This is a genomic window from Enterobacter vonholyi (genome assembly GCF_040834095.1).
GTDB classification, from domain to species: Bacteria; Pseudomonadota; Gammaproteobacteria; order Enterobacterales; family Enterobacteriaceae; genus Enterobacter; species Enterobacter vonholyi.
In genome coordinates, this window is sequence record NZ_CP162152.1 from 3,164,977 (window position 1) to 3,188,599 (window position 23,623).

The 23,623-nt window shown below is 52.8% G+C and carries 16 protein-coding genes; all 16 read right to left on the bottom strand.

Translation table 11 applies throughout. The features are described from left to right. Positions 1-10: 10 nt before the first annotated feature. Entirely contained in the window at positions 11-1,612 is a 1,602-nt protein-coding gene (gene tssA, locus AB3N39_RS14860) for a type VI secretion system protein TssA (RefSeq protein ID WP_367896837.1), read from the bottom strand. Then, positions 1,612-5,094, bottom strand: a complete 3,483-nt coding sequence (locus AB3N39_RS14865; protein WP_367896838.1) for an ImcF-related family protein — start codon at positions 5,092-5,094, stop codon at positions 1,612-1,614. The genes tssA and AB3N39_RS14865 overlap by 1 nt, the downstream gene beginning before the upstream one ends. Then, complete coding sequence (locus AB3N39_RS14870; protein ID WP_136195517.1) at positions 5,091-6,299, bottom strand: hypothetical protein; 1,209 nt, start codon at positions 6,297-6,299, stop codon at positions 5,091-5,093. Before AB3N39_RS14870 ends, AB3N39_RS14865 begins: the two co-directional genes overlap by 4 nt. 115 nt (positions 6,300-6,414) lie before the next feature. Then, on the bottom strand, positions 6,415-6,882 hold the full coding sequence (locus tag AB3N39_RS14875) for a hypothetical protein (RefSeq protein ID WP_136195518.1): 468 nt from the start codon (positions 6,880-6,882) through the stop codon (positions 6,415-6,417). 2 nt (positions 6,883-6,884) lie between these two features. Next, positions 6,885-9,065 carry a hydroxyethylthiazole kinase gene (locus AB3N39_RS14880; protein ID WP_325813736.1) on the bottom strand — a complete coding sequence of 727 codons (2,181 nt, stop codon included), beginning with the start codon at positions 9,063-9,065 and terminating at the stop codon, positions 6,885-6,887. A 52-nt stretch (positions 9,066-9,117) separates the two neighbouring features. After that, positions 9,118-9,345 (bottom strand): hypothetical protein, encoded by a 228-nt coding sequence (locus AB3N39_RS14885; protein WP_367896839.1) that lies wholly within the window; start codon positions 9,343-9,345, stop codon positions 9,118-9,120. Between the two features lie 92 nt (positions 9,346-9,437). Then, positions 9,438-9,719, bottom strand: a complete 282-nt coding sequence (locus AB3N39_RS14890) for a hypothetical protein (protein WP_143345373.1) — start codon at positions 9,717-9,719, stop codon at positions 9,438-9,440. A gap of 150 nt (positions 9,720-9,869) precedes the next feature. Continuing rightward, on the bottom strand, positions 9,870-10,460 hold the full coding sequence (locus AB3N39_RS14895) for a hypothetical protein (protein ID WP_136195520.1): 591 nt from the start codon (positions 10,458-10,460) through the stop codon (positions 9,870-9,872). A 10-nt stretch (positions 10,461-10,470) separates the two neighbouring features. Further along, the gene (locus tag AB3N39_RS14900; protein ID WP_367896840.1) at positions 10,471-12,660 is read right to left on the bottom strand and encodes a hydroxyethylthiazole kinase; all 2,190 of its coding nucleotides are present in this window, start codon (positions 12,658-12,660) and stop codon (positions 10,471-10,473) included. Positions 12,661-12,674: 14 nt separating this feature from the next. Beyond that, a complete protein-coding gene (locus AB3N39_RS14905; RefSeq protein ID WP_136195521.1) occupies positions 12,675-15,026 on the bottom strand; it encodes a type VI secretion system Vgr family protein in 2,352 nt (783 codons plus the stop codon). Next, a complete protein-coding gene (gene tssH, locus AB3N39_RS14910; RefSeq protein ID WP_136195522.1) occupies positions 15,023-17,677 on the bottom strand; it encodes a type VI secretion system ATPase TssH in 2,655 nt (884 codons plus the stop codon). The genes AB3N39_RS14905 and tssH overlap by 4 nt, the downstream gene beginning before the upstream one ends. Positions 17,678-17,832: 155 nt before the next feature. Beyond that, positions 17,833-18,324: a type VI secretion system effector Hcp gene (hcp, locus tag AB3N39_RS14915; protein ID WP_023325816.1), complete on the bottom strand. Its 492-nt coding sequence runs from the start codon at positions 18,322-18,324 to the stop codon at positions 17,833-17,835. 4 nt (positions 18,325-18,328) lie between these two features. Further along, entirely contained in the window at positions 18,329-20,035 is a 1,707-nt protein-coding gene (locus AB3N39_RS14920) for an OmpA family protein (RefSeq protein ID WP_136195523.1), read from the bottom strand. Next, positions 20,032-20,721, bottom strand: a complete 690-nt coding sequence (gene tssL, locus AB3N39_RS14925; RefSeq protein WP_136195524.1) for a type VI secretion system protein TssL, short form — start codon at positions 20,719-20,721, stop codon at positions 20,032-20,034. Before tssL ends, AB3N39_RS14920 begins: the two co-directional genes overlap by 4 nt. Further along, on the bottom strand, positions 20,718-22,058 hold the full coding sequence (gene tssK / locus AB3N39_RS14930) for a type VI secretion system baseplate subunit TssK (RefSeq protein WP_136195525.1): 1,341 nt from the start codon (positions 22,056-22,058) through the stop codon (positions 20,718-20,720). The genes tssL and tssK overlap by 4 nt, the downstream gene beginning before the upstream one ends. Before the next feature lie 17 nt (positions 22,059-22,075). Continuing rightward, complete coding sequence (tssC, locus tag AB3N39_RS14935; protein WP_367896841.1) at positions 22,076-23,620, bottom strand: type VI secretion system contractile sheath large subunit; 1,545 nt, start codon at positions 23,618-23,620, stop codon at positions 22,076-22,078. Positions 23,621-23,623: the final 3 nt, after the last annotated feature.

Consider the following 23,623-nt stretch of genomic DNA (forward strand, 5'->3'; position numbering starts at 1 on the left):
TCTGTCCGGGTTATCCGCAAAGCACTGCACTGCTGGCCGGATCGAGCGCAATCAGACCGGACAGAAGCAAATCCATCTCAGGCTGAAGCCGTGATTTATCAGTTTCACTGCGTGTGGCTTTCATTCGCAGCAGTCTGAGGCGACGTGATTTCACTTCAAACAGCAGTGCAGGAGTCCACTGTGTGAGGGTGATTGACTGTGCGGCACTGTCGAGCTCACCCAGCAAATGCAACGCCAGTTCATTCTTACCTTTCTGCTCGGCCACACGGGCCATCAGCAGACGCAGCAGCCATTTGTCTTTTGCGGAGTCGGCGCCCGGGCGAGTCTGCAGCCAGTGAAGTGTGGCATCCAGACCATCAGTATCCGCTTTCTCCAGCGCTTCCGGCTCAAGAGCCAGAATATCGTTATTATCCCCACTGTCGGCACTGACTGGTTCATCCCGCCAGCCGGGCATATCGTCGAGCACGCTCTGATTTATCCAGTTGAGCGTGACCTCCTCGGCAAACGGCGTACCGTCGTTAAAGGCCAGCGTTTCAAGACCGGTAAGGCGGCGCAGCAGTCCTTTCAGGTCGGCGGCGATGATATCGGCCAGCACATCTTGCCCTGACTTCACCAGGGCCTGATGGATATACCACTGCAAATCCAGCCAGAGGTGATTGGCGCCACGCGAGAAGGTGCTGTCCGCCTGCTCCAGTATCTCCAGCCAGCTCTGCTGCAGGTACAATCGTTTGAGCATGGCCCGCTGGTCAGCTCGCGGAGGTTCGATACGCGTTTTCCCTTCGGCATCCGGCGCAGGGATCGCTCTCAGCGTGTCATGACGTAAGCTTTTCATGAGCCGGTGTGCGGCAAGCCAGCCATCGGGCTGCTCGCGCAGATATCCCGTCAGGGTACGGGCCTGGGCCAGCAAATCCTGACCGGAGGTGATGCGGTTCAGAACCGGCGCATCTGACTCGGTCGCATGCGTAAAGGGCTGTGACTGCGCCTTATTCCCTGCGTTCTGCGGTACCACGGCATCCACACCACCGGCCTTCATCAGGCGAGACTCCAGCCCGCTGTAAAGGGCATTCAGCTCTGGCCGCGATGCTTCCGGCTCGGTCTCCAGACGGGTACTGATGAGCAGCAAGGCCCCGGCTGTACGCTGTGCATCCTCGCGGATGACCTCCGGAAACAGTGACAGACTGTCCAGGACACGGCTACCGGCAAGCCATTCCAGTGCAGCCTTGCGGCTTCGGTCCCGCTGCGGGTGAAGCAGCATGCCGTAGCGCTGCAGTAATCCCGCCAGCAGTTCAAGCCCTTCGGCAAAGCCGGCTTCGCCATCCTGGTGAAGCCGCGCCCAGCAGTAATACGTTGCAACCCGGATATCTTTGGCCGTGGTGGTCAGTAACTTTTCAGCAAGCGTGCATATCAGTTCGGTATCAATCCCGGAGAGCTTATTAACCTCTTCGCGGATACGCTGAAAATCATCGTCATATCCCGGGTCTTCCCCTGTCGGACTGGCAACGCTTAACGGAGCAAGCCAGGGCTGCCAGTTATCCGTGCGCGCCTGCGCCTGTTCACGCAGTTGAGCATCGTCAGCCTGACAGGCGGTAACCAAATTCTGCAATGTGCTCATTATTCGACGCCCTCCATGTCATTGTTTTCCGTATTAGCCATCAGCGCCTGAGCGGTGGCCGCGCTGTCGACACTGAATATCTGATCCGGCAGCGTGAAACCGCGCAGATCCAACAGCGCCAGCGGGCCTTTTCCAAGTTGTGAGCGCAGCACCCACTGCAGGGTGCGACCGTCCGGGGCGGTAAAGCTCATCATCCACTGGCTGCGGTCCAGCTGCTGACGCTTGCTCAAGTCCAGCCAGCGGATAAAGCCCCAGGTCCCGCTGTAATCCCCGAACAGACGCGCACCGGCGTTGACCGTGGTCCATGTCAGCATCGTTCCCGGCTTGTACGTGTCTCCCGGCCAGCGGAAGCTTTGCCACTCGGCCATCTGGTTGAAATAGTGCAGCTTTTGTCCATCAATGGTTAGCTGCGTCTCCACCACCTGCGGCACAGGACGCGCCTGCAGCTCAAAGCTGATGCCCTGGCTGCCATCGGTGAACAGGATGTCTGACAGCTGGCTCAGCTGGTTAATGGCCCGCAGGAAGGCCGGGTTAAAGTTCAGCCCCTGGCTGTTGACCTTATCCGGCACCCACTGGCTGCCCTCTTTGTGCAGCACACCGTTGAGCTCTGTCGACAGGAAGCGCTCTATCCGTCCGCTGTCCTTACGCACAAATTCAGCCAGCATCGGTAAAGAGGCATCACTTTTGCTGGCGGCAAACGGGAAACGTCCGTCAAAGGCAGTTTGCCAGTTCGCGACAACCGAGCGGCTCCATTTGTCATTCAGACTGGCTGCCGACGGCTGAAGCACGGTCTCCCAGGCCAGGGTCAGCGGCTGCACAAACATTGTGCTGCCGAATCCGCTCCACTCCTCGCCAAGACTTGCCGAAATCAGGCTACCGTATTGCTGAGTGTCGGTGAGGTCCACGCTTTTGCCCTGGAATACGGTCTGCGCCAGGGTCTGCATCATTGCCTGCGGGTCAGAAGCGCTGGCCACCTGCTGCAGCCGCAGACGCACGCGGGTGATGCGGGTCAGATACGTCTGCAGACTCAGGGAGTTATCCGCCGACATGACGTTGCTGCCCGTGTTTTTACCCAAAAGCTGAAGCAGCGGACCGAAAGTTTCATCCAGTGGTCCCCGGGGACCTGTTGCTGACTGGTCAATTGCGGGTTTGTCTTTTCCACCAACCAGCTCTTTGGCCGATTTGATGAGAGAGTCCGAAAGACCTTCGCTTTGCTGGCCTGTCTGTCCCTGCCAGCCGAGGGTATTCATCAGGGCAATCAGTGGCGACTGGCGGACATCGCTCATCAGTGTTAACTGGTCGGTAACGTCCGCAATATTGTTCGCCGGATTAAGTTGCAGGCTGTTAAGGAAGCTCAGCCAGCTGCCGGCAAAGTCGGTGAAGTAGCGTTGCGTCAAACGCGCTTTCAGAGCTTCCGGCGACAGGTCTGAGGAAACGGCTTTCCGGCTGTCACTCAGCACCCAGTCAATTTCATCGCGGCGCGACGTTGCCGCCTTCTCAATGGCCTGCTGAATGCCCCCTTCCCAGGCCTGGCGGGTAAACATGCCCGGCACCACTTCGTCGGTAGTGAACAGCCGACGCGCATCGGTACCGCTGGTCATGTCCTCCAGGGAGACATCGGCGAAGTTACGACGCACTGACTTGAGCATATTTTCATACAGTGTGCTTTCAGCGTTACGACGCCCGATTTGCTGCAGCAGCAACTGGCGACTCTGGCTGACCAGCTGCGCATCCGGTGTGATTTTCCACTGCGGCTGCTCAGGCAGTTCGGTGATGTAGAAGGCCCACAAATCCGGCGCCAGGCTTTGCCACAGACCGGTAGAAATACCCATTCGTGTCGGCTGCACGGTTTTCAGGGTCTGCGCGTAGAATGCCCCATCAACCTTATCCGGGCGGGCCATCATCAGCCAGGCTTTAAGCTGGTCATAACCCGGCTTCGCCAGCTGTGCACGCTGGTCGCTGTTGGGGGCAGAGTTTGCCAAAGCGTTGAGTTTCTGTGTCAGCGCCTGATTCGCCGGGTCGCGTATCAGGCGGTTGTTTGCGACGCCGTACCAGGGCAGCAACGCATCGAGCAACTGCTGGTTATGGTCCAGACCGAAGCGCTGGTACCAGGGCGCTCCATCCTGAATACGGTGCTGCAGGCGGCCGGCGTCATTACGCAGGGTATGCAGAGCCGTGAGCTGGTAATCCGATACGGAAGGATGCTCCACCAGCGCATGCGCCTGCTCGGCAACAGAGATTATCTGCATGCGGTTGACCGCGAACGACAGCAGTGTACCCGCTCCCCAGATACCGATGATGGTCATCAGCGTCCAGGCCAGCGTCTGTTCCCAGGCCATACCGACCCGGCGGCCACGTACGCGGATGCAGTCATCAACGATACCCTGCCATGTTGCGGGCAGGGCAAGGGCATGGCGTTGTGATTCGGGGATATATTTCTCAGCGTCGGCAGGTGCAGCACTGGCTGTTTCTCCTGCGGTAGCGGCGGGTTTATTCTCCGGCAGGCTGAACATCAGGCCTCGCAGCGGAACGCGCTGCTGAGAGGCGGCCAGCCATGGCACCAGTTGCTGAGCCCAGCGGGCGATGCCGCCGTCTTTAAGGTGCTGGCCCAGGCGCAGCAGGAAGTCGTGGCCATTGTTCTCAGCGACCTGACTCACGCCCTGCGTTCGCAGGGCCGGCAGCATCAGCTCAAGCTGGCGGGTAATATCGTCGGGCTTAGCACGCAGTGGGAAACTGGCCCCGACCGGCTGCTCAGTACGTTTTGCCTGCGACCAGGTGCTGTCGCACAGCTGCCACAGCCAGACCGGGGCGGAATAACGGAGCAGTTCGCTGATTTTTTCCAGTCCGCGTAAATTGTTGTCGCTGATTTGTGGGGTCAGATTAAGCGACTGCGGCATGACGCGGACAATACAGTCCAGTGGACGCCCGCGACGCAGTTTACGCAGCGCGGCGTATTTTTCCTTATCGGGCTCAGCAGTCAGACTGCCGCCGTATATCAGAACGGTACGGTTACCTTCAAGCCACTGGTTTTCCTGCAGGCCAGGTACCAGTAGTTCGATTGCCGCCTCATCGCCAGTGATTAACAGCAGACGGGTTTTACGACGCCAGTAAAGGCCAATACGGGAGCGGAGATGTCCCCGGATCTTGTTACACATGACCACCGCAGGGTGAACAGGCGCTTTATCATTTTCCCGCTTCTTTTTCTCATCATCACCGTTGGTGTTGTCGACAAGCTTATTAAACTCCTGTTTGCCGGCATTGCGTACCGCCGCCAGAAGCACTACGGAAACGATAAGGGCGCAGCCTGAAATACATCCGCCGGCAATAAGCCAGTAAATTTGCTGCTGACTTCCGTCTTCAATCCCGGCTATATCCGGATGCTTCCAGACCATGGAAGTCATAACAGCTAACAGCAAAAAGAAAATCAATGCGACAGCAAGATAGCGGCCTTCCGTAGTCTTCGGTGCTAAAGGTAGCTTCACGGATCCATCTCCTGTCGGGAAGCAATCGGGGTAATGAGCGTGCTCCACAGCACATTCTGTGTGGTATCACCGCAGATAATCATCTGTGGTAACTGAGTTTGTCGGGCGATTACGGTAGCGGCAGCGATAGCCAGCCAGGGGGCCGCGGCACCGGCATGTCCCATAGATGTATCGAGCGAAATGACGGCTTCGTCCTCTACAGACTGCGCAGGGTGCGCATTCTGGCACGCAATAACTTCTGCACGCTGCTCACCTGTCAGCCCGGCAAGCCATAAATTTTTGACGATATTTTCTTTGAGCGGTACGTTATAGGCAGCCATGTTCATCCCCTCCCTCAGCTCACCGGTTGGAGAAGCATCTGGCCGGTGGAGCAACGCGAGAGGTTCGAGTGCCTCCTGGGTCAGGCGGTTGCCAAGAAGCAGAGTAACGGCTGCTTCAGCAGTATTGTTTGAAACAACCGGATCAATCTGGAGGCCAACAATCAATAACATCGCATCGTCTTTAATGCGGTGATCAAGCCAGTGGTTGACTACCCCCGGCCCATTGCTGTCTGTGTACTCAAGCGCACAGGTTATGCCACTCTCCTGCCAGGCTTCCTGCCAGATATTTCTGACAACAGGGAAGGACAGAGATGACGAGACATCGAGGATGACAACAAGCGAAGCGTTCTCAGGAAACTGGTGAGCTGGAAGATCGGCAATAAGCTCAGAGAACAAACGTGAGATAATCAATCCAGGAGTATCTTCTGGTTCTGCCGTAATACGGCTCAGCCTCCTGCTTTTTTCGCCTTTCCAGTCCGACTGCGAAATGATAATGCTGTGATTATTGAGCATATCATCAGCGACAGGACGCTGTTCGTCTTCCTGATGGGCTGTAATAAATGTCGTATTCAACACCTGAAGCGCACGACGAGCCCTACGAGTCTCACTCAGGATCCATTGCTCCCGACGCCGGTCAAAACCATTCGCCTTGCTGTCCTGTAATGACCAGACCAACATGCGAAAACCGAAAGTTACAATCCAAACAACAGCGGGCGTACCAATAGCGACCAACCAGAAGTGGTTGTTATCGATGTATCGCCCGAATATACGCATGAAGATCACGCTGATGACCAACATTGCCACCAGGACAGCAAGCCAACGTGTTTTTTTTGGTGTGACCGGTCGTGGATAACATTCAGGGAGATGCTTTAGGGAATAAAACATATTTTCTCAGCCAAATAACTACAATAAAACGTCGAACACTATATTTAACAAACTTTAAATCAGATGCCCCAGCAAATTTTTTGCAAGAGAGCATCTAAGAATAAAACTTATGAAGTTATAATGTTTTGGTCTTTTTACCAGATTTTGACAACTGATATACTTCTTCAATTAAATATTTATTTTTATCCAAAACCAGGTGATATTCAAAATAATCCATATCAGCGGCCGTATCTCCAAATCTGGACGACACCTCTGTTTTAATTATAACCTCTTGACCATTTTTTGTAGTGCTGAGTATTTTTTCTCCATCGGCAATATGCAACGAGTATTGACCATAGACATCATAACCAATCCTGCTTGTAGATTGAGTGCAATACTTATTAAGTAATTTAATGTACTCATCTTTTGCCTGAAAACCAGTATCTTCACTTAGATTTTGCGTAGCTTCTTCATTCCACTGCTCATAGTCACTTATAAAATTAATAACTGTCTGTTGAGGAGTAAAGTTTGGATTTGAACTCATAGCAAATGCAGAAAAGGTCATCGACACAAATAACACGATTAGCAATTTTAAATATTTCATATTTATTCCTTAATAGCAAAATAATCGGCTTCTTGTTCTGTAGAATCGTTAAGCACATACCACGCATGCTTAAACGCAGGCCACCTGACGTCCTCAAACGCCATTCTCCCTGGATTTATTCTCCTTGTAACCTCTTCTGCATCGTTATGAGTCGCACCTTGATCAGCCCAAAAGTTTATACCTAATTTTCCTGAGGCTACAAGTCGCCCATTGCGACTTATATATTTTTGCTTACTGGACCAGTAATAACCTCCGGCATCAAATGCAAAAAATGCATCCTCTACAATCAGATCATTATGGGGTTCAGTAGTGAAATAATTAGAACCTGAACCTTGCCGATATTCACTGTAATGACCATAATTAGCCCTTCCAGTTAGATGAATAGATCCTCGGCCTTTAAATCTAGCACCATCACCAGTCAATGTATTCCCTAACTTATGACCCTGATCCGTGCCCGGGTCGTAGTGTACAGAAAAGTAGTTCGCAGAGCCTAGCTCGACTAAACTATCGAACCGCCCAGTTTCAGCAGCCATCTGACCGAAGAAGTGTGAAATTCTGATTGGTGTATTAATTCCATATTTATTTAGTATTTTGGGGAGAGCCTCATTTATCGCCGCTGGACGTTTAACATCCCCTGCACTGTTCATGCCCTCTCCTGTTAATCGCTTTGTTAGTTCATCAATGGTTAATGGATGTCGACGATCATAAACAGACACAGGTGATTTTTGATACTTTCTCACCAATTTAATAATATCGTTCAGACTGAGCCAACTGCAAAGTCTCATGTGAGCAATAAAATCTACAGGGTTGAAATGCCACAATCTTCCGCAACCGAGAGCTCCTGAATCAAAACACAGCGCTTCTGCGTGTTGCTTGAATTTGCCATAGTCTTCCTCACTCATTAGCGTACGTTCATTTGATTGCTGCGACCCGGGAACCTGCCATATGGCCGTTTTTTCCGGCGTACACTGCTCCCAGGGCAGACCGGTCATCAACCATTTATATCTGGCATCTATTGTGCTTTTTTCCCACTCGAATGGTAAACAGCAGATAAGTCTGTTGCTTTGAGATTCGTACCTGCCTTCTTCCTGCAACTTTCTTATGACCGCCGAATTACACTGACTGTGTGTATCGTTGTCATCATCAACCAGCAACCATCCCGTCCAGTGGGGGAAATCTGCATCGCTAAACTTTTTGACATCGGGAGCGGCAAGATTTACCACCCCTGTTCCACCTGGATACCTAACCGTCATCCATAACGGCGCATCTGCCGGCACCAGCGTTTCATGCTCGGTATTGATTACACGGCCAAAACGAAGCAGCTCAAATCCGGCACTGGGGCTCTCCTTATAATTCCGCATAGCGATTTTATAAAGATTGTATTCATAATCTTCACCATCGGCGTTAACCAGCGGCTCGCCCAGCAGATCATACTTCCCGTCAGTCTGTGTATTCTTCTGTCGGGTCACCATCGTACAGTTGCCATGCGCCAGGGTCATGCTGACATACAGAGGCGCACTGCTGGTATACAGCTCAGAAAGCCCGGTCAGGGAAGTACTGTTATTTGTGGGTGCTTTGTCGTAAAACGTTGTCCCTGCTGGCAGATAAAAATGGATATCACCGTAAACCGCATCAGTGCGACCATCTTTCGAAATATCCAGTTCCTTCGTTTTTCGTCCCACCAGTTTACTGATGTTGTCATCATCGCAGAAAACCTGGAAGTGAAATTCATTCTCCCCGTCAGTCATTCCGCAAGAGCCAATCGGGTCTTTCCGGTAAATTTTGGCATCAGCTTTTATTTCTGCTTCCAGAAACTTCAGATGCATATACAAAGAGTAAAAAACGACCTTACCGTCATCTCCGGAACCAATTTCTGTCTCATGTTTCAGTAAAACATAGCCATCATCCGTCCCCCTTACAGGGGCATACTTTAGTGGGAACTGGTCTCTTTTTTCTGGCGGGGACGGCTTGCGGAACGACACCACGGTTCCTTCAGCAATTGCCCTCACTTTCTCCGGCGTTGTGCCTGAATCCGTATGTGATATATGAATGCCCCCATGCCAGGACTCTGATGCATTGAGAGGATATCCCCGGCGAGCATTGACAGGCATCATCGCTTCAATCCAGTCTGCGTCAGACTGAGTCGCCTCTTTATCTCTCAGAAACGGAGGACTGATAATCATGTTTGACTCCTTGTCAGGAAAAGCTGAAGTTACTGGAAATCTTCACTGAATTTTATTTAGCACATTCTTCAGCGTATTTCTCATCCACAGACAAATTCTCGAGGTCTTTTGTTTTAATTTTGCCTGCAGCTAGTTTTGAACTAAAATTTTTTGAAAAGCCAAAAAAACCATCAGAATAAAAATATACTTCTTCAGTTTTATCTGGTGTATCACCTTCTGACTGATATAAAGCCTCGGTCACATACCATTTAATATTTTTGTTACCTTTAATAATCTGCATTCTATCGATCCCGAGGCATTGTTCAGAATCTTCGGCATATCCAGATTTATAATTCCTGTTTGGCATGAGATATTGATCATTAACTTTGAGCACTACGTTACACCGACTGTATGGCTCATCTTTACCAGGTAGTCCTTCGCGATTAAAAAAAATGGGTAAGCGTTCCCTTTACCTAACTTCTGGAAAATATAATAAGGCGGGAAACCGGTGTCAGGTGCATCAATTTGATATACTTGTGATAGGCCATAAGGTTCTCCATCCTTGAAGGTATAGCTTTTAACTGCCGATGATAAATCTATATCATTCGCAGACGCACCCAATGAAAAAAAATTAATGGCACTAACAAAACCTAACAGTAAAATTGTATTATCCATAATTAACCGCCATCTCACTTGCCCTGTCAGGTGTAATCAATAATGATTTTTACAGTACTACGACCTTTTTGTACTTCAACTGTTTTTTTAGTATATGTGATTACAGTATCATTAGCTTTTAGGTGTTTTATCATCAACAAACCCAAAACTTTACCAATTTATATTCATTGTCTCGAAAAGTGATTCAACTTCATCTATAAAAAAGATCTTATTCTTCTGAGTGTATTTTATTGGAGTAGAACCATACACTGCAGCATAGTTATCTTGTGAGTAAAAATATATATCCCTGACGATGCTGATTGGTTTGTTGTTTTCATCCTCGAAGATAATATCAGATACAACCACCCCCCCTTTATCCTTTGGAGTGAACTTTATTTTAACAATCGGATTCAATGCTTCAATATACTTATCACTCCCACCCTGTTTCACAATATCATGAATTGTGCTCTTTAATTCATCCTTATCATATCCATACGTTTTAGTTGATTCATCCCATGTCAGATAGCTTGCTCCGCCAGTTGGATTTGCCTCTGATGTAAGGATGAATGTATCTTTTATTCCTTTGTATTGAATTGGAACGGGCTTATCACGACATTCGGAATCAGAAGACGCTTGCATAATAGCAGAATAATTAAAACCTCCAGTGTCAAACGTTATCGTCTTACAATAATCAATATTTTTTGCATAAGTACTTGCAACGACTCCCATTGCAAGAATGGCAGCCATGATTTTAATTTTCATATATGCACCTTCAACCTAAAAATTTAACATTATCATTTGGAGAAACACTATCATTTAAAGCGTAAAATGCGTGTTCAAAACAAGGCCATCGGCTACCATCTAGTCCATTACTCCCGCCATTCACACACTTAGTTACTGCCTTAACTTCTGCATAAGTAGTCCCTTGGTCGGCCCAGTAATGTATGCTCAATGGGCCCCAGTTAACTAATTTCTTATTTTGCACCTTCATTCTTTGCTTCTGAATCCAATAGAATCCACCGGCATCACAGCAATAATAGGATGACGAAATTAAAGTTTCTGCACCTGCTGAACTTATGAACTTCTCGCTACTGCCTTTGTATTCACCATACACCCTATAATTAGTCCTGCCTGTTAGCTGTATAATTCCACGGCCTTTAAATCTAATACTATCTCCAATTTGATCGTTACCAAGCTTTTTCGCAAGTTCGTTTTTATTATAATGTTTTGCATCAAATTCAGGTTCATACTTATCAAAGTATGAGTCTTTCCCTTTTTCTTCACATTCGCTAACCCGACCCGTTTCGCAATATATTTGTGATAAAAAGTGAGCCAATCTAATTGTGCTATTTACACCAAAATTTCTCATTGTCAATGCTAAGCTTTTTCTCATTTCTGATGGCCGAATAAATACCCCTGTTGATTTTTCTTTCTTTTGATTCAGGTGTTCAATTACTGTTTTTTCCGTCAACCGCCCTTCTTCTCTTAAAGAAGATTCATTTTTTACGGTTTTTCTGATCGTTCTAATAAAGTCCTGTTCACTTAGCCAATTACATTTCCGGAAAAGACTGATAAATTCAACAGGGTGAAAGTGCCATAATCGACCAGAACTAAACGCTCCGGCATCAAAACACAGCGCTTCTGCGTGCTGTTTGAACTTGCCATAATCTTCCTCATTCATCAGAACGCGGTCCTTTTTTTCCTGCGTCCCCGGGACAGTCCATATGGCCGTTTTTTCCGGCGTACACTGCTCCCAGGGCAGACCGGTCATCAACCATTTATACCTGGCATCTATTGTGCTTTTTTCCCACTCGAACGGTAAGCAGCAGATAAGCCTGTTGCTTTGAGTTTCGTAACTGCCTTCTTCCTGCAATTTTCCGATAATCGCCGAACTACACTGGCTGTGGGTATCAGTGTCATCATCAACCAACAGCCATCCCGTCCAGTGGGGGAAATCTGCATCGCTAAACTTTTTGACATCGGGAGCGGCAAGATTTACCACTCCTGTTCCACCTGGATACCTAACCGTCATCCATAATGGCGCATCTGCCGGCACCAGCGTTTCATGCTCGGTATTGATTACACGGCCAAAACGAAGCAACTCAAATCCGGCACTGGGGCTTTGCTTATAATTCCGCATAGCGGTTTTATAAAGATTGTATTCATAATCTTCACCATCAGCGTTAATCAGCGGCTCTCCCAACAGATCATACTTCCCGTCGATTTGCGGATTTTTTTGCCGGGTCACCATCGTACAGTTACCTTTTACCAGGGTCATGCTGACATACAGAGGCGCATTACTTGTATAGCGTTCAGAAATACCTGTAGTGGAAGTACTGTTGTTCGTTGGAGCTTTATCGTAAAACGTTGTACCTGCTGGCAGATAAAAATGGATGTCTCCATAGACAACATCAGTGCGACCATCTTTCGAAATATCCAGTTCCTTCGTTTTTCGTCCCACCAGTTTACTGATGTTGGCATCATCGCAGAAAATCTGGAAGTGAAATTCATTCTGGCCATCAGTCATTCCGGAAGAGCCAAGTGGGTCTTTCCGGTAAATTTTGGCGTCAGCTTTTATCTCAGCTTCCAGAAACTTCAGATGCATATATAGAGAGTAAAAAACGACCTTACCGTCCTCTCCGGAACCTATTTCTGTCTCATGTTTCAATAAAACATAGCCATCATCCGTTCCTCTGATGGGGGCATACTTCAATGGGAACTGATCTCTTTTATGTGGCGGGGAGGGCTTGTGGAACGATACCACCATCCCGTCAGCTATTGCCCTCACTTTCTCTGGTCTTGTGCCTGCATCCGTATGCGATATATGGATCCCACCATGCCAGGACTCTGATGCATTCAGAGGATATCCACGGCGTGAATTGACAGGCATCATCGCATCAACCCAGTCTGCGTCAGACTGAGTGGCATCTTTATCTCTCAGAAACGGAGGACTGATAATCATGTGTTGACTCCTTGTCAGGAAAAGCTGAATTTGCTGGAAGGTTCCGTAGTTTCTGGTGCCACATTAGGGAAGTCTTTTGGATCATCGGCCTTATCTTTTCGCCCGTAATGACCGGCTTTGGTCCGGTATTCCCCCTGAGTGGCTGACTCAATACCATTGGCATCAAGCGTGATATAACTTCCGCCTCCGTTAATCGTGACTTTTTTCTTCGCAGTTATATGGATTTCGTCTTCGGTGCTGATGAGATTTAGTTCGCCGCGGGCTATTAGATCCATCAAATCATTCTGCGCCTGTATTTTCACTGGCCCCTGGTTCGCGATGAGCTTGATCCCCAGCTTACGAACAAACACGCTCAGGGCATTACCTACCCCGACGAACAGATTTTTCACCACGCTGACGTCGGCATTTTTACCGGCCGTGGCTATCAGGTTCTGCCCGGCTGATACCTGCAGATGTTGTCCGCTGGTCAGCGCCATTCCATCCGGTGCACTGAGCAGCAGCACTGATTTTTTGAGGTCTGTCAGCTGATGTTCCAGCAGTTTGATTTGCGCCTGGAGATCGGCCGGGTTCGCGGTTGCCTTCTGCGCATCATCGGAGATAGACGTCATCTGCTCCCGGGCATCACCCAGATTGCTGACCGCAGGCTGCATCTCCAGCACCTGACCCTGCGCTTTCATCTGGCCATCAGCGCTGATAAATATCCCTTTCTGCGCCCGGATGGCACCCCAGCTGTCCGTCCTGAGCTCAAACCCCTCCCCGCGCTGCTGTTTCTCACTGTCAACCAGGTGGCCGAGGTTCAGCTGACTCTTCCCGCCGTACTCCGTGCTGACCTTGATATGCTCTTTTCCGCGCTCGTCATCGAGGCGGATTTTGTTGTTCGCCGGGGTGCGCAGGACGTTGCGTTTGTAGTTCCGGATGGTGACGTGGTCGCCGTGCGCCGAGTCGTGCAGCACGCCGGCAATGTACGGCCGGTCCGGGTTACCGTCCTCAAAGCCAATCGCCACTTCGGTGCCCGCCAGCAGCAGCAGGTGCAGACCGTAAGTGTCCCCTGCATACGGACGGGACTGGCGCACCCACAGGCTCTCGAAGCCGGTTTCCCAGTTATCACGGTCAAACAGCATGTTGACGCGGTAGCGACCGTCCTTATCGATATGCCCGTAGGTGTCATTTTCGGTGGTGCTCGTGACGCGTGCCGGCAAGGTGCCAGCCATCACCGGGCGTGAGCCAGGCACCGGGCGGAAACCAAAATCGGTGCTGTCCGGGATGCCGTCAAAATCAACCGCAAAGTCCTTATCGCGGCGGGCATACGTACGCATCGCCGTGATGACCACGCCCTGCGCAAACACATCGGCCACTTCATACCCGCCGGTGACTTTCAGTACCTGACCCGGCGAGAGGGTCGGACAGCTGGTGATGCCCTGCGCCCGGGTCTGACCATTCAGGTAGCGCTCGTGCCGGATGCGGGCATAAAACGCCCCGGACTCGGGTGCCGGATTACGCTCATGCGCGCTGCCCGGCGTCAGGTAGTTATCCGCCCAGTGATAGGCATCACCGTACGTGGTGACATCCCCGCGGGTCGCATCCACCAGGGTGTTCATGTCCTGCGTGGCCTGACGGTAGTTGTAGTCCCGGGTGCTGACCTGCTTCTGCACCACGTTGTGATGGCATTCCATTCCCCAGACTGAATCCACGCCTTTTGAATGCTGGCCCGATGGCGGTACCGACGGCAGCGTCAGACCTTTTTCATACCCCTGCTGGCTGTCGTAAAACTCTACCACGTCAATGTTGAGGCGCGTGTCGGTGGTGAAGCGAAACCAGATACCGACCTCACCCAGCAGGCGGATGATAAAGTGCAGGTCGTCCTCACCGTACTGCATCACCTGTTCACGACGCGGGTATTCTTTTGACAGCGAGAACAGAAAATCCTGGCCGCGCATACCGTGGCGCTCGCGCAGGATTTTTTCCACGATTTGCGGAACCGAGATGTCCTGGTAAATGGCGTTCTGGTGCGAGCGGTCGAGCAGCACCAGACGTGGCCGGAGCGTCAGGGCGTAGCGGGTTTCATCTTTTGACGTGCTGAGGCGTTCAAAACCGGTCACCACGCCCTGAAGGGTGCGCACCGGCTGCTGCACTTTAATGCCGTAACCCTGGTCTACCGGGGCCTGCAGCGTCAGCGAACCGGGCTTCATCAGCATCGCCTCTCTGGCGATAGCGTGGTCGCTGCTGGTGAATTCAATACGGTAGCGGAACGGCGTGCTAAGAGCCTCATCACCTTCGAAAGACAGCACGTCGAGTTCTGTGTCACATCCCTTCACCGACAGCAGGTGGTGGCTATGGCTGTATCTTAATGGAGGATTATTACTCATGCGTCCACTCCCTGTTTCACATCAAATTCCAGCCCGATCCCTTCTTCCTCACTCCAGCTAAAGCGTAATGACTGTGGTTTCAGTTTTGCGGCCATATGGGTCAACATTTGCTGACTGAGCACCGGCAGAATTTGCTGATTGAGCAGGCTGTCGACGTTACGCGCACCGGTATCTGGCAGCAGGCAGGCTGAAGTCAGCGCATCATAAAGACTTTCATCAATGTGCGTGCTCAGGCCGTAGTGTCGATGCAGACGCTTGCTAACCTGTGAGAGTTTCATTTCCACGATGGTACGCATGGCTGCTTCCGAGAGAGGGCGGTAAATCACGGTCTGGAAGCGGGCCAGCAGCGCCGGCTGGAAGTGATCGCGCAGTATCGGACGCAGCAGCTCGTGAAGATCGCCTTCGCTGGCCTCCGGCTGTTCGTCAAGCAGCTGCATCAGGTGGTCGCTGCCGAGATTCGAGGTCATCAGAATGACGGTGTTGCGGAAGTCGATTTCACGCCCTTCTCCGTCGCGCATAAAGCCGCGGTCAAAGACCTGGTAGAACAGGTTCATCACGTCGCGGTGGGCTTTTTCGACTTCATCGAGCAAAACCACGCTGTACGGACGCTTGCGTACCGCTTCGGTGAGAATACCGCCCTGACCGTAACCCACGTAACCCGGAGGGGAGCCCTTCAGCTGGGAAACCGTATGCGGCTCCTGGTATTCGGAGAGGTTAATCGTAATGAGTGACTTCTCACCGCCGTACATGACATCGGCCAGCGCAAGCGCGGTTTCGGTTTTCCCCACCCCGCTCGGTCCCACCAGCAGGAATACACCCTGCGGGCCATTCTCGGAAGTGAGACCCGTTTTTGCCGCACGCAGACGCTGGGCGATGGCCTCAAGCGCCACATCCTGTCCGACCACACGTTTACCCATTCCATTTTCAAGGGTCAGCAGTTCGGTCTGCTCATCTTTCATCAGCGATGACAGCGGCACGCCTGTCCAGTCTGCAATCACGTTTGCTACCGTGCGTACATCCACATCCACGGAGAGCAGCGGGTTGCTGTGCTGCATGCCGTTCAGTTCCTGCTGCAGCGCGTGCGTCTCGCTTTGACGGGAGATGTCCTGGCGGCTTTCCAGCAGTTGTTCGGTGAGTTTCAGTTCCTGCCCGTACTGTGTTTCAAGCTCATCGAGGGCAACGATAAGAGCGTTCTCTTCCTGCTCAATGACGGTCAGGCGTTCACCATGGCTCTGATTGCCGACAGCAATATCTTCCAGCAGCGCCTGCTTCTCCATTTCAAGAGAGGTAATCTGCGAGCGAATGCAGGTCAGCTGTTCCGGCACCGTGTCGAGGCTCATCCGGACGCGGGCTGCGGCGGTGTCGAGCAGGTCAACCGCCTTGTCCGGCAGCTGGCGGTCCGTCAGATAGCGGCGGGAAAGCGTAACAGCAGCGCGCACCGCATCGTCGGTAATGTGCACGTTATGGTGTTCGGCATAGCGGGATTTCAGACCACGGAGCATCAGGCAGGCGATGTCATCGTCAGGCTCATCGACTTTTACCATCTGGAAACGACGCTCCAGGGCCGCGTCGCGCTCGAAGTATTGTTTGTATTCAGACCAGGTGGTGGCCGCAATGGTACGCAGTTCGCCACGCGCCAGCGCCGGTTTCAGCAGGTTCGCTGCATCGGCGCCCCCCGCCTGGTTGCCCGCGCCGATGATGGTATGCGCTTCATCAATAAATAGCAGGACCGGGGACGGGGATTGCTGCACCGCATCAATGACGTTTTTCAGACGCTGTTCGAACTCGCCTTTCACGCCTGCACCGGCCTGCAGGAGGCCCAGATCAAGGGTACGCAGAGTGACCGCTTTCAGTGATTCAGGCACATTACCCTCGGCAATACGCAATGCCAGACCTTCAACCAGTGCAGTTTTCCCCACGCCCGGCTCGCCGACCAGAATCGGGTTGTTTTTGCGGCGACGAGAGAGGATGTCCACCATCTGGCGTATTTCTGTGTCGCGGCCAAACACAGGATCGATCTTCCCTTCCTTCGCTTTGGCGGTGACGTCGAGGGTGAATTTATCCAGCGCGTTCTGCAGCGCAGGGCTCAGCTCCCCCTCTTTCATTTCCACGCCAGCCGGACGCCCGACAAACTCCACCTCACCACCGTGGCTCTGTGCCAGCTCGGCTTCGTGCTGCATTTCCGGACGTTCATCCGATTGCGCATCCAGCAAAGGTCGCAGGCGCTCCAGCTGGCTCTGACCAAGCGTTAACAACGGCCAAAGGCCGTCACAACGTGCCAGTTTCGGTTTTTCCACCAGGGCCATCAGCAGATGGACGCTGCGAATGTGCTCTTCACCATTGAGTGAGGCCAGTAGCCAGGCTTGCTGCATCAGAGTCTGGATGTCATCAGAGAGCTGGGGCCGATGGCGCACGGAGCGAGGTTGTCTGTCGAACCAGCCGAGCAGATCCTGCCAGATGCCATCCATATCCCACTCGTAGCGGCGTGCCAGCACCGTCAGGTCACCTTCCCCCTGCTCCAGCAGCTTAAGCAGCCAGTGCTCCGGCAGGATTTCGGCATGGGCACGGGTCTGACAGAGCGAAGCTGCGCCTTCCATCGCTCGGGCACAGTAAGGGTTCAGACGACGTAACAGGATGGCTGGATTTTCCATGAGATTCTCTCTTTGTCGGTTCCTGGACACGCTACCGCCCCTCGCTGTTCACCAAAGCGCATAAGGTCAGGCAGGCAGATTTTTTCTTTGCTGAGTGCCCGCATCTCAGGCACTCAGCAAAAAACTGCGGACAGGAAAACCTGCCCGCATCAGGATTACGCCGTGGCGCGTTCGTTCCAGGAATCGGAATGAATGATGTTGCCGTCTTTGTAGGTCCAGGTGATTTTTTCGTAACGCAGTTCAACGCGTTCAAGGTGGTTGTGCTTCTCTTTAGAAGGATCCTTGATGTCATACATTTCAGGATTCACTTTCACTACCTTCACGTTTTCCAGTTTGGTGTTGAAGTACTCCACTTCCTGGCCCGCGTCGTTGATTTTGTACCACTTGAATTCAGCGGATTTCAGGGTCTGACCGGTGGTCACCGCCTTGTACAAGTACGGGCTAGAGGAATCGATTTCCTTCGTGAACAGGAACGGCGTGTGGATACGGGTACCGGTCAGCTTGCCGGTGTTGTTGTCGGTCGGGATGTACAGATTATGTTCCTGAGCGACCACTTCAATGCTGCCTTCACGATCCTGAACGTCAACAGACCCTTTGATGTCCGCGCCGCCGTCGTCCTTCAGCCAAAGATAAACAGGAATTGCCATGGAATTACTCTCCATTGTGTAGTGAAGCGCCATCATCCTGCGATGACGCCGGGTGTTTGCCGGGTATCTGACAGGCGTTCGCCTGCGGTACCAGACTAATTTCGACACGGCGGTTAAGCGCACGCCCTTCCGGGGTGTCGTTGGTTGCGACAGGGCGGCTTTCGCCATAGCCCTGCACCGCAAAACAGCTTTCGGGTACGTCGCCGGTATCCCGCATCCAGCCGCGTACCGCTTCGGCGCGTTTCAGAGACAGCGTCTGGTTAAGTTGCGGATTGCCGGTGTTATCGGTATGCCCTGACACGACAATCAGCCAGCCCGGCTTCGCTTTAATGCCAACCAGTGAATTCACCAGCATTTTGGTAGAGCCGGCTTTCAGCACGAACTTGCCGGTATCGAACAGCGACATACTGTCCAGCCTTACTATTTTCGGAACCGGTTTTGGTGCTGGCTGCGGTTTAGGAGGCGGCGGCACATACGAGCGGATCGCGTCCAGAAGGGGCATCCGTAAACGTTCTCCCTGATAAAGCCCCAGACCCAACCGGGCCGGTACACCGTTACGTGCATAGTCGTCCAGCAGCGCCGCATTCTCGCGAAGGACCGCAACGGCGGTAGCCTTCGGGCCATAATCATCGATGGAGAGGCTGTCGTAACGGGCTATATCGAAGCTCACGCGATGCAGTAGCTGGCGATTGTTCCAGCCACTGCTGAGCAGCGCGGCGATGGCCGCCAGGGTGAAAAGACCAAGGGCGCAGCGCCAGATGCGGGTCCGGGGAGTAAGTCCACTTCCTTCCGGTAACAGCGGCAGGATGAAATCCGGGAAGGGTGATATCACCGTACTGTCCGTCCCTACCGGTTGCCAGCCGGCTACCTGCTGCATGGCAGTATGACGTGATAACCACGCCGTCCAGGCAGAGGACGCAAGGCTTCCGGCAAGAATCGGCCCCATTCCCCACAGCAACGCTGCAGGCACAATGGCCGGAACATCAGGATTCTCATCGATGAATACCGCCTGGACATGCTGATGGAACCAGCTCATCAGGCTATTCATCAGCACCTGCTGCTGCATCACAGGCGCACCACCAGTGGTGACCCACGCGGCGATCGAACAAGGCGCATTCGACTCACGCCAGACAGTGCACCCTTCACCCGGAATAGCGGCCTGCCAGAGCATGTCATCCGTCATCGCACTGCCGATCTGACCATTCAGAATCAATGGCACAGAATGTCCCGTTTCTTTACGCAACTGGCTGATTTGCCAGCGCAAAGCCAGCAGACGACTTGTCAGGGCTTCGCTGTCGACGTGTTTCTGCGGGCAGACACTGACCATCACCGACAGCTGACGCCCCCAGTCCGGACGCTGCCACAGAATCTGACGGGCTACATGTTCCAGATCCTGATGGTCCTCAACGCGGATCCAGCATCCCTGCGTGACCATCAGTACCGGTGACTGTTGCGGCCAGGTCAGAGGCATATCGCCACAAACCAGCACCACGGGTTGACGGTAAGTGGTTTCAGGAAGGTCATCCAGATGCAGGGTGACGTCATGCTCCCTACGAAATCTGGCGATATACCAGAACGCGACGATAACCCCGAACATCGCCAGCAAAACGAGCACTGAAGCCAGCCGGGATACAGGCAGAAAAGCCAGACAGACCACGGCACTCAGCAGGGCGGCCCACAGCGCAAGAACGCGCTGTTGTACAGGACTCATTTTGCGACTCCCGGCAACAGGGTCAGCAGCATCTGATCGAGCCAGCGATCCAGTCCCCACCAGAGCGCGACAATAACAATCACGCTCAGGCCTATGCGCGCGGGCCATGACGCCAGCCAGCCACCCGCCCCGCGCCCCGTGCGGCTTTCTGCCAGAACAGGGTGAGTCTGCGGATAGCTGAACGGCGTAACACGTTCATTGAGAGCGCTGAACAGCTTCTGGCGTTCTGGATCGTTCAGCGAGCGAAAGTTTCCCAGAAATCCGAGCATCATTACACGCTGAAAACAGGTCAGTACGGCATTGTCTGATGCAGGTTCACTCAGCACATCGCGCATCCTGTCACACAAAGTGTCACCCGCGTCCATTGTGCCAAGGAAGTGTCCCTGCAGAGGAATGTCATACCACTGCACACAGGCATCATCCTCTACACCGCGCCCTTTGACCGCCTCATCAAGCAATGCACATTGTGCAGTGAGGATATGCTTACAGCTGGCTTCATCGAGTTCACTCGCTTTCAGTTCACGCTGAACGCGTTCCACATCAGCGATACAGCGTTCCCACAAGACCCGACCTTCTCCTTCCTGAAACTGCGGGCCATGGCGAAGGCTGATTACCTGAAGCCAGGTATCCTGCAGCAGTGCGTCAATATCAACAGACACGACCGCGCCGTGTTTACGTTCACTCATGTTCTCAATACCGCAAAGAGTTCAAGTTCAGGCTCGCCGAGCATGCCCGGGACGTAAAACATACATGTCCCACTCTGGAGCATTTCAGTCGCCAGAGGATGGGAGAGATCGAGACTGAAATACTGATTTTCCAGGCGAAGCGGAATGGCAGCCGGCACATGCCGCAGTGGCACCAGGGGCACCCCCACCCGTGATGAATTGACGATACTCCTGACATGGTCAGGGCTGCCGACCTTACACTGACGTGGGAACTGTTCCTGCAGCTGTGCCACCGGCATCGGTGAACGCACTGAGAGGTAATAATCCGCCCCCTCGCGCAGACGCGGGTCATGCAGGCGAGCCTGCCAGAAGTGCAGCCGTGGGTCATAGTCGAGTGCCAGGGCCACCACCCGTGACGGCAGGCTGGCTTCAAGCAGATCGCCAAGCAAGTCAAACAGCGGTGGAAACACTGCATTGAGTTGCTCATGATGCCAGGCCGGAATGGCGCTCACCTGATGCTCCAGGGAGAAGGTCAGCAGGCTCCCCGCCAGGCGAGAAAGTTCCGGATATAGACGCTCCGGTGGGCTTTGCGGGTATCGCTGAAACTGCCCGAGCACGGGCTCGGCGCTGTTCAGCGCATTTAGCAGCCAGAACAGTGATACATCAGCCACGGCGAAGTCTGCCATACGCTCATTGCTTTCACGCCGCATTGCCATCAGACGGCACAGTCGGGCCCGCAGTTGGGTCATCAGCTGTTCCAGCTGAGTTACCAGCCAACGGCTGCCCTGGAGGGTCAACAACGGAGGGAGAAACGTCTCATCCAGTAACCACATCCCCTGTGAGTCCTGCTGCAGGCGGGCGACCGGACAGGTCAGATAATCGCTGTTGTTCTGATGCGCAAAACGCAGCGTCAGTTCCGGCTGCATCACGGCAATCTGACGAGTGTCTTCCCCAAAGGTATTGCGTACATCCCGCCAGCGCTGACGATATCGCACCGGACGCTCGGCCACCTCATCGGGTTTCAGGCAGTTGCCGCCGTTCGCCCGCAGTAGCGGGAGCGCCAGCACCACCGTCACCTCCTGCGATTCGCTTTCAAGCGACAGTACCGGTGGCAGCGAATCAGCATTGTTTGTATCAATCAGCGTACCGTCCTGAAAACGGACATGCAGATGACGGGCCTGCAGACGTCCAAGCCTGAGAGCTTCCGGCTCGAAGGTAGCATTTATAACCCCCCACGGGCAGGAGAGGCCCAGCCGGGCAATACACTCGGCAGACCAGGCCGCATAAGCGACCTGTTGCTGAAAATGCTGGGGAGCGACCATAATGCCCCTACCCCATAACGGTTGTTCCGTTTTCATCGGCTTCCTGCCTGTTATTACGATTTCGCTTTCGGCATCTGGGAAACCAGCGACAGGTTGACGTCCATCCCTTCCACCTGGAAGTGTGGAATCGCATACAATTTCACGCGGAAGAAGCCTGGGTTATCTTCAATATCTTCCACCACCACTTTTGCATCACGCAGTGGATGAGACGCCTGCAGCTCGTCGCCCGGATCGGTCATTTCTGTCACCAGACTGCGGACCCAGGTGTTCAGTTCCAGCTCCAGTAGTCGACGATCCTTGGTGGTACCGATGTTCTCGCGCTGAATTAGCTTCAGGTAGTGGGCGATACGCGACAGCAGGAAGATGTACGGCAGACGCGCATTGATACGGCTGTTGGCCGTTGCATCAGCGGTGTCATACAGCGCCGGTTTCTGAGTGGAGTTTGCTGAGAAGAAGCAGGCGTAGTCGCGGTTTTTGTAGTAGGACAACGGAATAAAGCCCAGATTCGCGAATTCGAATTCACGCGTTTCAGGGATCATCACTTCGCTCGGTATTTTTACCTGATTGCCTGTCCCCAGATCATAAAGATGGATAGGCAGATCCTGAACCGCACCGCCGGCCTGCGGGCCACGGATTTGGACACACCAGCCGTTATTAATAAAGCTACGCACCATGTTGGAAGCGAAGGCAAACGACGCATTCGTCCACAGGTATTTGTCGTGATCCGGACCTTTGACTTCTTCAACATAGTTGAAGCTGCGAACCGGAACGGTATCCGGGCCATACGGTAAACGTCCAAGCACGCGGGGCATCACCAGACCGATGTAGCGAGCGTCGTCCGTATCGCGGAACGATTTCCACTTGATGTACTCTGCGCGGTCAAAATAGTTACCTATATCTTTAATCGCCGCGACGTCTTCCATGGACTCCTTGAGGAAGAATTTCGGGCCTGCTGAGCCGATAAATGGCATATGTGCAGCCGCAGATACTTTAGAGATGTTGCGCAGCAGAGCGACATCCTGCGCTGAAGCATCGAACTCATAAGCGGAAATCAACGCCGCGATCGGCTCGCCGCCTGGGGTATCATATTCATCAATGTAGGTGTGTTTATACAAACCACTCTGGATGACTTCCGGGCTGTCTTCAAAGTCCTGGCGCAGCTCTTCTTTAGACATGCTCAGAAGCTCGATTTTCACGTTCTGGCGAAAATCTGTTTTATCAATCAGCGACTTCACTCCGCGCCACAGGCTCTCAACCGACTGAAACTCTTCATGGTGCATAACGGCGTCCAGCTGGCGGCTTATCTGGTAGTCGAGCTCAGCGATATGGTGATCGATCAGGCTTTTATCCAGTTTTTCGACCTTCGAGCCTGCCTTGGTCAGGCATTCCAGAAAGACCTGCATACCTGCGGTCAGACGCTCGTCTGCGGTCGCATCCGACATCGCCTGCGCATCTTGCCAGATGTCCAGCGCGCTCAGCTCAGAGACAGGGTTCAGATTGATTTTCTCAAACAGTGAGGCGTACACCCCACCCACAGCAGGGCGTTCCAGCACCACGCTTTCCCCGCCAGCAGTATTATTTTGTACAAACATGAGCATTCC